Origin of the sequence: Carnobacterium sp. (assembly GCF_049673005.1) — a bacterium.
Classification (GTDB): domain Bacteria; phylum Bacillota; class Bacilli; order Lactobacillales; family Carnobacteriaceae; genus Carnobacterium_A.
In genome coordinates, this window is the sequence record NZ_JBATXB010000098.1 from 1 (window position 1) to 10018 (window position 10018).

Sequence of the window (10018 nt, forward strand, 5' to 3'; positions counted from 1 at the left end):
ACCTCTGCCTATTTTCTTATTTAATTGGAAGCTCTAATTAACCTGTTAAATCCACTCTAATGCATTTCACGCTTTACTCTTTATCTTAAGTAGAAATCAATAAAGATAAAGAAAGTTAAAAGTGAAACCCCCCCTTTTTAAAGATGTTAAACAACTGTCACATATAAGGTTTTGCAACAATTAAGTCTAATTTAATAGATTAATTTAGACCGCACTACTTGAACAGGCATGAGGTGTTTAAGGATGCTAAAAGTCTCATATCCACTTCAAATAAGGTTGTATAATCACCTTTGTAAGCTCTTAATAGGTCTATTGCAATCCTGCTGAAAATATAATAATAAATTTTTTTGTATTTTTCAAGACTTTTAACTAAATTTTTTTAATGCTACTTAAATGTAGTAACTTAGAGTAGATAAGAGAAGAGAGAGTAATGCTTTGGCATAATAATAAGTCAAATTTGAGCTGTAAGTCAATTAAATAGAGGATGAGATAGAGCTCTATTAGTTTAAAATGTTTTAAAAGGAGCAGCATAAGTGCTCTGAAGGCACTAATGCTGCTCTAATTTAGAGTAATTATTTTTTTATATCAAATAAACGAGCTTTCTTAATGTCTTCGATTGTTTGAGTACCAGCTAACTGCATAACTCGTTTTAAGTCAGATTCAAAGTAATTTAAAACAGATTTAACACCTTTCCATCCGCCTAAGGCCAATCCGTATAATACTGGACGGCCGACAGCTACGATGTCTGCACCACTTGCCAGTGCCTTAAAAATATGTTCCCCACGACGAATCCCGCTATCAAATACGATAGGAACGCGGCCAGAAACAGCTTTAGAGATTTCAGTTAATGTATCAAATGAACCAGGGGCACCATCCAGTTGGCGTCCGCCGTGATTAGATACCCAAATACCTGCTGCTCCGGCACCGATAGCTAATACAGCATCTTCAGGTGTTTGTATTCCTTTAACAAAGACTGGTAAACCTGAGTAATCAGATAAAAATTTTATATCTTCTGGATTAATTTTTTGCTTAGATTGAGCATAAATATTATTAAGAGACATATTTTTACCTGACCCAGTTAAATAACGAGATACGATAGGCATACCGAACGGGTATACAAATTTGTTCAACATGTCTTTCTCGCGGTTACCGCTTACAGTTGCATCAGCGGTTAAAATTATTGCAGTAGCACCATCTACTTTTGCCTCATTTAGAATATTCTTGTTCATTTCATCATCTTTACTCATATAGATTTGGAACCAACGAGGATTACCTTTTAACCCTTTTTCAATTTCTACAAATGAAGCTCCTGAATAAGCACTGATTGACATAATCGTTCCGTTAAATTCAGAAATTCCTTTAGCTGTTCCAGCCTCTTTAGTGGCGTGGGCTAACCCATGAGCTGCAATTGGAGCCATAATAAAAGGTACTTTAATATCATGTCCAAGAATAGAAGTAGAAGTATCTGGGTTTTCTACATCAGCCAGTACGCTAGGTAAAATCCCTTTATGTGACCAAGCATCATTATTTTGTCTTAAAGTAAATTCATCTCCAGAACCACCCGAAATATAGTCAAACCCTCCTTTAGGAATAACTTCGCGAGCCTGATTTTCAAGTCTGTACGTACTCACAATTTCAATCTCTTGTTCAACTGTAGGTGCATCGTATCTAATAATTTGTTCATCTGCCATAATTTTTCGACCATCCTTTTATTTAATATTTTTTTAAAATCTATAGCTAAAACTTAAAAGAAAAAATTTGTGATAGGTACTGTCAAAGGAACTAAAATTACGACGACAATTCCTGTTACTACAATGGATAATCCGGACATCGCTCCTTGGATATCACCCAATTCAATCGCTTTGGCTGTCCCCATTGCGTGTGATGAACTCCCAAGTGCTACTCCTTGGGCTACTGGGTCATCAATGTTAAATAATTTAAAAACAGTTTGTCCAATTAATGCTCCAATTACTCCAGTAAAAACAACAACCGCAACGGTTAAAGAAACAATCCCATCAAGAGAACCAGACACCCCAACAGCAATAGCTGTGGCAATTGATTTAGGAATGAGCGTTGCTAACATGTCTCGATCAAACTGGAATAAAAAAGCAAAAGCGTAAATCATAATAGTATGAAAAATAACTCCAGAAAAAATTCCAGTTAAAATCGCTGTGTAATATTTTTTTAAATAAACAAAATTCTTTTCTAACTTTATTGCCAATGCAACGGTAGCGGGAGTAACAAACAAACTAAAAAATTGGCCACCGGTTCGATAAGTTTCCAATGGGATATCTGTTATTAATAATAAAACAATAATAACGATGATTGAAAATACTAAGGGCGTAAATAGTGGATTGGACCACTTTTCTTTTAACTTTCCAGCGAGTAAGTATAATCCAATTGTAAGGACAATCCATAAAATAGGACTGATTAAAATCTTATCCAACACGAGAGAATGCTCCTTTCTTTGGAACACTAGTCTTCTCTGAACGACGCTTGACACCTTGTACGACTCTTCCGACAAATGCAATCATTAGAGTGGTTGTCACTGCCATAATAATCAAAAGCTGCCACCAAGTACTAGATAAAACACCAAAATTTGACATTAATCCTACTCCTGCCGGAACAAAAAAGATACCCATATTACTAGTTAACCATGTACCCGCTTCGTCTACCTGATCCATAAGTATCCATTTGAAATGTAATGCAAGGAATAAGAGAATCATTCCGATTACACTTCCTGGAATAGCTATAGATGAAGAAATTAAAACAGAGATAAATTCTCCTGAAAATGAAAATAAAAAAATCCAAAAAAGCTGTTTAATTAGTTTCAAATAAAAACACCACTCTCATCAGTATTCTGTAAGCGCTTCAGTACATGTACTATAGCATGCTTGAATTTACTTAGATAATACCGTTTTTTTATGGTAATATAAATTATATTTATATAATTGAACTTACTATACGTTTTGTTTATGTTATTAATTTCACAATAGATGAAAGGAGAAAGCTATGAACTTAAAAGATTTAACCTACTTTAAACGTTTAGCCGAAACATTGAACTTTACTGCAACAGCAGAGTATTTTTACATCTCTCAACCCTCTATCTCTATGACATTAAAACGATTAGAAAATGAGTTAGATACAGTCTTAATTGATAGGAAAAGAATTCACAAGAATCTACATTTGACAGAAACAGGTGAAATATTACTCAAACATGCTACTCATATCCTAAACTCAGTAGAACTTGCTAAGGAAGAAATCCATGATTTAAAAAACCAGGTCGTTTACTTTGGCTTTTTGCCGACTATTGGAGGACATTTTATGAATCAGATGATGCCACATTTAAAGAAATTTTCAGCTTCTATGAAACTTATTGAAGAAGAAAGCTCGGATGTTATGCTAGATTTAGTGAGTAGGGGACAAGTCCCTTTAGCCATTGTCGGGAGTGATCGATTTAGCTTTTCTGAAGATAGCTTATTACAAATTCCTTTGAAACAAGAAGAAATGGCGTTGTGGGTATCTGTTGATAGCCCATTAGCAAAAAAGACAAGTGTCACAGCTGCAGAAATTCAAAAAGAGTTGTTTGTTTCACTAGAGCAAGGATACACTCATCATCGTATTTTTGAACAATGGATGAAAGAAAACCACATTGAAAAACCACAAACCCTCTATACTAAAGAAATTCAAACGGCATTATCGATTGCTTCTTCAACGAATATGCTTGCATTTATGAGTAATATTTTAGTAGAGGATAGACCGCGTCTAGTAAAAATTCCAATTCAAAACGCGCCTAAATTTTATCTTAGTCTCATCGTGAATAAGAAACTTACTAGAAATAATTATTTTCAAAGAGAATTTAATGAGGCTATGATTGGTTTAGCAGAATCTTATAAGGAAAATGGCCTTTCTATTGAATAAAAAAAATTCTTTTATTAGAAATTTAAATTAATTTACTCAGCAAAAGATAATTATTATAAGAGTAAGAAAAATATCAAAGTGTTTCTTAGACTTTTAAGTTCAAATTAGCGTATGTAATTAGAGTAACTCATTGACCACTTTAGTCAAAGGCGTTACAATCAAGTTGACCGAACGAGTCAGTTTGCTGAGTTGAAAAGAAGGGTGAGGAAATGAAAGATTTATTAAATAATGTAAATCCGGATAAAAAAGACCGAATCATTAATAGTGCTATGAAAGAATTCAGTCTGAATACATTTCAAAAAGCTTCAACGAACACTATAGTAAAAGAAGCAGGCATTTCTAAAGGACTACTATTTCATTATTTTGGCAATAAAGAAACAGTGTTTAACTATTTAGAATATTTTGTTTTTAAAGTTATGACAGAAAGTATTATCGATGAATTAAATTGGGATCAAAAAGATATCTTCTTAAGATTAAAGGAAATTACACTGATTAAGTTTAAAGTATTTCAACGTTATCCCTATTTAGCAGATTTTTCACTGGTTGTATTTAAAGATAAAACAATTGAAGACATAATGTCTATCAACCCAGATTTTCCGTTGGAGCTGTACAGTAAAATCTATACTCATAATATTGACTATTCTCTTTTTAAAAAAGAGATAGACAAGGATAAAGCCATTGATATTATCAGATGGACACTAGAAAAATATAGCGATGAACTTAGAGTGAAAACAGAAAATGGACAAATGACAGTAGATTATTCATTAGTTGAAAAAGATTTTTTTAGTTATATAAAGATACTTAAGTCTAGTTTTTATGAATGAAGTTAATGGATATCGAAAGGACTGTTTTTAATGATTAGTGTTAAGAATCTATCCCATTCTTATAACCACGATGATACGTACCAAGTAAAAGAAGTTAATTTTGAAGTGAAAAAAGGAGAGATATTTGGTTTTTTGGGGCCCTCAGGTGCAGGTAAATCAACAACACAAAATATTCTTACAGGTCTTTTAGCGTTGCAAAAAGGCGAAGTATCCGTTGCAGGCCATGATATAAAAAATCCAGCAAAAGATCGTTTTAATCAAATAGGAATGAGTTTTGAACAATCAAATGTTTATAGTAAGCTAACTGCAAAAGAAAATTTAGAATTTTATGCAAAGCTATTTGATGTTCCAACTATCGATCCAATGCAACTTTTGAAATTGGTTGGGTTAGAAGGAAAAGAAAATAGTAAAGCTGGAGAGTTCTCAAAGGGAATGAAACATCGGCTAACATTTGCGCGTTCTATGATAAATAATCCTGATTTATGGTTTCTAGATGAACCAACTACAGGCTTAGACCCTGCGATTGCTGCGGAGATTAAAGATATTATTAAACAAAAAAATAAGGAAGGCGTTACGGTGTTTTTGACTACCCATAATATGTTTATTGCCGATGAACTTTGTGATAGAGTGGCCTTTATCGTTGATGGAGAGATTAAACTAATAGACTCTCCAAAAAATCTTAAGCTTCAGTATGGCGAGAAGCTAGTGGATATAGAATATATAGAAGATGGAAAAGTAATGAAAGAAACGCTTTCTACCGTACTTCCAGAGGATAAAAAATTACTTCAGCTGATTATTGAAAACCATGACATACAAACGATGCACACAAAAGAAGCGACACTGGAGGAAATCTTTATTAAAGTTACTGGAAGGGGGCTTGTTTAAAATGAAACTCTTTTCGAGTTTTTTAAAGGAGTTGAAAATAGCCTCCAGAGGATTTTATTTCTACGTTGAATTATTTATGGCCGTCTTAATCGTAGCTATATTTTTATTTGCAGTTCCTGATAATTTTAGTAATAAAACGTCAGAGTATCTCTTTCTCGATATGCCAGAACAAGCTAGTGGAGTTTATTTGAAACGAGTGGCAGATGAAGATATAGATGGTAAAGTCGAAAATGTAAAAATAAAAGTTGGAGAAAAAGAAATGAAAGCTTCATTGTATACGACAAAAGATAAAGACATTTATCTACTCGATAGCCGAGAAGAGATTAAATATGTTGCGGATAAAGAAAGAGAACTGGCAGCTGTAATTACAATGGAGAGTAACGGGAAGTTAGCGTATGACTATTACTTACAAGGTTATGAATCCAATAGATTTAAAAATTTATTGAAAATACTTCATGTCGAGTCAAGTGAAACACTAGAATCTGCTATGAACAATCAAGAGGTGAGACCACTTACTACGAGTTCTAGTCAGTCTTTATCAGATAAAGAAAATATGATTCCAGTTGTTTTAGTTTTTAATGGTGCTCTTATGGGATTATTTATTATAGCTGCTTATATTTTTCTAGACAGACAAGAAGGAGTTATAAAAGCCTACGCCCTGACACCATCTCCAGTTTGGCATTATTTGCTAAGCAAAATTGGCGTTATCATGGTAACGAGTATAGCATCTAGTTTTATAGTTCTTCTCCCCATTATGAAATTTAAACCAGATTATTTATTGTTGCTGGTCCTATTAATGAGTACAGCATTCTTTTCATCCTCTCTCGGATTAGTGATAGCAAGTTTCTATAAGGATATTATGGAAGCATTTGGAGCAATTTATATTTTTATGATGGGAATGATTATTCCTACTATTGCATACTTGATACCGAGTTGGAATCCAGTCTTTATAAAATTTATTCCATCTTATTATATGCTAGAAGGATTTAAGGCGGTTGTTCTTGGCAATAATGATTGGCCCTATGTTTTGACCCTATCTGGAGGATTTTTAGTAAGTGGATTTGTGTTATTTATTCTTTCAACTAGTAGATATAAAAGAACTCTTTTAGGGTAAGGAGGATGAGGTATGTTAAAGAAAATAGGAGCTATTTTTAAACGTGATGTAAAAGTAAATACAAAAGATTTTATTTCACTCTATATACTAGCTGTTCCACTCTTATTTGCACTGTTAATTAATATCTTTTCACCAGGAATAAACGAGACAACCATTAACCTAGCTTTGATAAAAGGAGAAAATACCGCTCAAGTAGATTATTTAAAACAATTTGCTAAAATTGAACAATTTAAAGATGCTGCTGAAATTAAAAATAGAGTTGAAAAACGAGATGCGATTATTGGTGTAATTCCTGAAAAAACGGAGTATTACTTAATGGTACAAGGAGACGAACCACAAGGTATTATCGACTACGCAAAAGTATTAACTAGTTTTTTTGAATTAGGTATAACTGTTAACGACTCATCTAGCGAAATTATTGAATTCGGACGAACAGTTCCGCCACTGAAAAAGATTTTAGTAAACGTTTCTATTCTTTTTATCTCCGTTCTTGCTGGGATGCTGATTGCTTTAAATATTGTGGAAGAAAAAGTAGACAATACGCTAAGTGCAATCAATGTAACACCAACTAGTAGATTGACATTTATCCTAGGTAAAAGTGTTATGGGTGTTCTCTTCACGTTACTAGGATCTGCGTCATTGATTCTAATCACTGGTTTTGGAGGAATAAATCTAGTTCAATTGTTGCTCATTTTAGGAGTAACGAGTTTGCTGAGTATTCTTGTAGGCTTTATACAAGGGGTTACAAATACCGATATAATTAGTGCGGCAGGCAGCATCAAATTATTGTTTTTACCTTTAATTGCGGGTGTATTAGCCATTGAACTACTAGCAGACAAATGGCAAAAGTTCTTTTATTGGAATCCCTTTTATTGGGCGTATAAAGGTAACGATAGCATTTTGTCTCAAACTGGTACCTGGAGAGAAATCTTTATGTATTCTGGCTTAGTATCAATTTTATGTGCGATTGTGTATGTTCTCTTAGCTCCAAAGATAAGAGAGGGACTGAAATAAGTACGTTAAATAGAACATTAGGGGATGGGAAGAATGGATGGATTTGCATTATTAGGGATTTTAGCTTTTGCTTATGCAGGAATAGTATTTTTTATAACGTTTAAAAAGCCAGAAGCAATCTGGAATATAGGTAAAATAAAAGGATTTAGAAAAGTACTTGGGGAAAAAGGCACAGTACTATTTTTCTATACCTTTGGATTATTAGCAATTGTGTTAGGCATATGGCTAATGACTATGTAACTATAAATGATTGAATGCATGGTATTAAAAAATTCGATTTATTTTCTTTATTCCTGTAATGTGTTTCACTCTATTTGTAAAGCTAGAAGCATTAGTGTCTAGCTAAGGGTAGCTAAAATAAACTTAATTCATAAAAAGCTTTGGACGATATTTATTGAGTAACAAACAAGGAGGCCATGACTAGATCATATCATCTAGTCATGGCCTCTTTGTTTACACATTAGTTTAGTCAAACCTTAATTAAATGAAAGAACGCGTTCGCTATCATCCATATAGTCTTTATCTTGAGCTGGTGCTTCAATTGAGCCAAATGGCATTTGTGCACGTAACTTCCAATCAGAAGAAAGATTCCATTCGTCTTGAACGGATTGATCAATTAGCGGATTGTAATGTTGTAAGCTAGCGCCAATATTTTCAGTTGATAGAGCGGTCCATACTGAATGTTGTGCTATCCCAGAAGACTGTTCTGACCATACCGGGAAGTTATCTGCATATAGAGCAAACTGCTCTTGTAGATTTTTAACGATGCTCATATCTTCAAAGAATAAAACTGTTCCATAACCAGCACGGAAAGAGTTTAGTTTACCAACTGTTGGAGCAAAATCTTGTCCTTCAGGAATAACTGATTTTAAAGCTGTTTCAGTAAGATTCCATAATTTATCATGTGAATCTCCAAATAAGACAATTGCACGGGATGTTTGAGAATTGAATGATGATGGGCTTTCTTTCATAGCTACTTTAACTAAGTCCAAAATTTGTTCGTTAGATACTGATACATTCTTTCCTAGAGCATAAATGGAACGGCGTTCTTTTAATAAATCGGTGTATTGATTTTTCACGTGTAAATTCCTCCTTCAAATTATCTGACTTAAGAAGCGTACCATGAATTATACTGCGTAAGTCATGGGTTGAATTCTTAAATCAAGTTAAAACTATCTTTTCATTAAGATAAATTTTATGATATAATTATCTTAACATAAAGATAATTAAAAAACAATCAAATAGTAAATGAACTTAGTTAAAATTAAATTTAGAACTAAAACTATTTTTATTAATCTTAACTACTCTACTGAGAAAAAAATAACCGTTTTTTATACATCTAAGAGGATAATTAGCTCTTCTAATGGTAAAGTAGAAGAGAGTTCTCTTTTTAACGTAAAGAGTATTAAAAAAAAAAGATAGATTAATATGGTAAAAAGTCAAAATGTTTATTGGAGGAAAAGTAATGAATACAAATGTTAAGTTAATGGTTGTATTTGGGAAGATGTCTCATTCATTTCAAGAAAGCTTAGGAAAAAACCTTGAAGAATTAGGTATGCCATACAGTGTATATCCGATACTAGCTTATTTAAATGAAGTAAATAGAGCCAAGACTCAAAAGCTTGGTGAAGTAGCAGCTATTAGTAGTGGAACCATAACTCATACGGTCAGTAAATTATTAAAATTAAACTATGTAGAAAAAATTCAAGATGACTGTGATAAACGTGTATTCTGGATTCAGATTACAGAAGAGGGTAAAAGAAAATTTATGAAGGTTCACTTACAACATATGGACTACTTAGATGAATTATTGAATGAATTTGATGAAGCCGATAAACTGGCTTTGATAGAGCTTATTAAGACTTTTGGAAAAGGAATAGCTAAGACGGTATTGGCAGAAGAAGAAAAACGAACCAATTAATTTGAATAGTGTAGACTTAACTTATGAGATTAACGAATAAAGACTTTGTATTGAATCTGATGAGTTCCTCGCGTTATACGCTTTATTCAACAATTATTGGATTCGTTCAATTGAGAAAATCGTATCCAACTCCTTGCTCCAGAAAGATAAAGATTTTTTTCAGAATGAACCCTGTTACAGCACGCTCATCTAGCCTATATAGAAATCTGAGCGTTAGTGTAAAGTAATTGTTGGAAACGAAAAAAAAGAAACAACTCCTGTGTTAAACTGTTTTTACCTACTAAAAACATAGAACAGGAGTTGTTCCTTAATGGATATTATACAGTATGCAGTCGTAAA

11 protein-coding genes are annotated in these 10018 nt (G+C 33.0%); 7 read left to right on the forward strand and 4 right to left on the reverse strand.

Annotated elements, in window-relative coordinates; genetic code table 11:
• Window positions 1-572: 572 nt before the first annotated feature.
• From WBF61_RS07215 to WBF61_RS07225, 3 genes are read right to left on the reverse strand one after another with little or no spacing between them, the layout of a single operon-like run.
• On the reverse strand, window positions 573-1691 hold the full coding sequence (locus WBF61_RS07215; RefSeq protein WP_424255216.1) for a lactate oxidase: 1119 nt from the start codon (window positions 1689-1691) through the stop codon (window positions 573-575).
• 53 nt (window positions 1692-1744) lie between these two features.
• Window positions 1745-2449 carry an LrgB family protein gene (locus WBF61_RS07220; protein WP_424255218.1) on the reverse strand — a complete coding sequence of 235 codons (705 nt, stop codon included), beginning with the start codon at window positions 2447-2449 and terminating at the stop codon, window positions 1745-1747.
• Window positions 2439-2834, reverse strand: a complete 396-nt coding sequence (locus tag WBF61_RS07225) for a CidA/LrgA family protein (protein WP_424255220.1) — start codon at window positions 2832-2834, stop codon at window positions 2439-2441. The genes WBF61_RS07220 and WBF61_RS07225 overlap by 11 nt, the downstream gene beginning before the upstream one ends.
• 178 nt (window positions 2835-3012) lie before the next feature.
• Here WBF61_RS07225 and WBF61_RS07230 point away from each other — a divergent pair, with 178 nt between their 5' ends.
• The 6 genes from WBF61_RS07230 (at window position 3013) to WBF61_RS07255 (ending at window position 7998) form a co-directional block, all read left to right on the forward strand.
• Entirely contained in the window at window positions 3013-3921 is a 909-nt protein-coding gene (locus WBF61_RS07230) for a LysR substrate-binding domain-containing protein (protein WP_424255222.1), read from the forward strand.
• 209 nt (window positions 3922-4130) lie between these two features.
• Complete coding sequence (locus tag WBF61_RS07235) at window positions 4131-4745, forward strand: TetR/AcrR family transcriptional regulator (protein WP_424255224.1); 615 nt, start codon at window positions 4131-4133, stop codon at window positions 4743-4745.
• Between the two features lie 30 nt (window positions 4746-4775).
• Window positions 4776-5630 carry an ATP-binding cassette domain-containing protein gene (locus WBF61_RS07240; RefSeq protein WP_424255226.1) on the forward strand — a complete coding sequence of 285 codons (855 nt, stop codon included), beginning with the start codon at window positions 4776-4778 and terminating at the stop codon, window positions 5628-5630.
• 1 nt (window position 5631) lies between these two features.
• Window positions 5632-6744: an ABC transporter permease gene (locus tag WBF61_RS07245; protein WP_424255228.1), complete on the forward strand. Its 1113-nt coding sequence runs from the start codon at window positions 5632-5634 to the stop codon at window positions 6742-6744.
• 12 nt (window positions 6745-6756) lie between these two features.
• Window positions 6757-7758, forward strand: coding sequence for an ABC transporter permease (locus tag WBF61_RS07250; RefSeq protein ID WP_424255230.1), 1002 nt, complete (start codon window positions 6757-6759; stop codon window positions 7756-7758).
• 33 nt (window positions 7759-7791) lie between these two features.
• A complete protein-coding gene (locus tag WBF61_RS07255; protein WP_424255232.1) occupies window positions 7792-7998 on the forward strand; it encodes a hypothetical protein in 207 nt (68 codons plus the stop codon).
• 236 nt (window positions 7999-8234) lie between these two features.
• Here the strand turns inward: WBF61_RS07255 and WBF61_RS07260 are convergent, their stop codons facing one another.
• Window positions 8235-8837 (reverse strand): nitroreductase family protein, encoded by a 603-nt coding sequence (locus WBF61_RS07260; protein ID WP_424255233.1) that lies wholly within the window; start codon window positions 8835-8837, stop codon window positions 8235-8237.
• Window positions 8838-9223: 386 nt separating this feature from the next.
• Here WBF61_RS07260 and WBF61_RS07265 point away from each other — a divergent pair, with 386 nt between their 5' ends.
• Window positions 9224-9679 carry a MarR family winged helix-turn-helix transcriptional regulator gene (locus WBF61_RS07265; protein WP_424255235.1) on the forward strand — a complete coding sequence of 152 codons (456 nt, stop codon included), beginning with the start codon at window positions 9224-9226 and terminating at the stop codon, window positions 9677-9679.
• The last annotated feature ends 339 nt before the right edge of the window (window positions 9680-10018 follow it).

Coding starts and splice junctions, on each gene's coding strand:
- WBF61_RS07235 (WP_424255224.1), top strand. CDS start 4,131: ATGAAAGATTTATTAAATAATGTAAATCCGGATAAAAAAGACCGAATC.
- WBF61_RS07240 (WP_424255226.1), top strand. CDS start 4,776: ATGATTAGTGTTAAGAATCTATCCCATTCTTATAACCACGATGATACG.
- WBF61_RS07245 (WP_424255228.1), top strand. CDS start 5,632: ATGAAACTCTTTTCGAGTTTTTTAAAGGAGTTGAAAATAGCCTCCAGA.
- WBF61_RS07255 (WP_424255232.1), top strand. CDS start 7,792: ATGGATGGATTTGCATTATTAGGGATTTTAGCTTTTGCTTATGCAGGA.
- WBF61_RS07230 (WP_424255222.1), top strand. CDS start 3,013: ATGAACTTAAAAGATTTAACCTACTTTAAACGTTTAGCCGAAACATTG.
- WBF61_RS07250 (WP_424255230.1), top strand. CDS start 6,757: ATGTTAAAGAAAATAGGAGCTATTTTTAAACGTGATGTAAAAGTAAAT.
- WBF61_RS07215 (WP_424255216.1), bottom strand. CDS start 1,691: ATGGCAGATGAACAAATTATTAGATACGATGCACCTACAGTTGAACAA.
- WBF61_RS07265 (WP_424255235.1), top strand. CDS start 9,224: ATGAATACAAATGTTAAGTTAATGGTTGTATTTGGGAAGATGTCTCAT.